The sequence below is a fragment of the Bacillus sp. MT94 genome (genome assembly GCF_058792475.1).
The window spans coordinates 1-641 of the sequence record NZ_JBXAEZ010000024.1; the positions used below are offsets into that span (position 1 = coordinate 1).

The following is a 641-nucleotide window of genomic DNA, read 5'->3' on the forward strand; positions in this document are numbered from 1 at the left end:
CCGGTACAATACCGGACTCACTTTTATCAAGCTGCCTAATGAAATAACCGTGTCTAACTTTTAGGGGTCACTTCAGTTTCCTCGCTCTTTTTTTATTTGTCATAAACAATCTATGATGAAATTTAAGCGATTCTAAATACAGTAAGGCGGATGTTAGTATTTCCTGTCGCAGGGATCGTAATCTCATTAAGAGTAGATTGAACAGAAATTCTTGCACCAGCTGCTAATGTTTCGATTGTAGTAAATGAAAGTGAGTCGCCTATTAAATTTGAAGAGAAATTATCAGTTGCGACTGCTCCATTAATTGAAATTCCTACTCCGAGTGGAGCGCATCCTGGCGCAGTTGTAGAAATGGATACGCTAATTACATAAATACCACCGTTAATAACAGTAACTGTATCTGTGCCGTTGAAGATAATATTGTTTACGTTAATTGCAGTACTAAAAATAAAGTTATTAAATTGCAGTACTGTTTGCTGAATATTGTTTGTTACAACAATTGTTGCTATAGGGAAGCTAGGTCCAGTTGGCCCAGTAGGTCCGGTAGGTCCACCAGAAGGTCCAGTAGGTCCGGTAACTCCTATACCAGTAGCGCCAGTGGCACCGGTAGCACCTGTGTTACCTTGAACACCTTGAGGTCC

Annotated in this window: 1 protein-coding gene; it reads right to left on the minus strand. The window is 40.2% G+C overall.

Annotated elements, in window-relative coordinates; translation table 11 throughout:
- Positions 1 to 122: 122 nt before the first annotated feature.
- Positions 123 to 641, minus strand: a 519-nt coding sequence (locus tag AC1Q51_RS27795; RefSeq protein WP_492331865.1) for a Gly-Xaa-Xaa repeat protein, incomplete at its 5' end; no start/stop codon positions are given.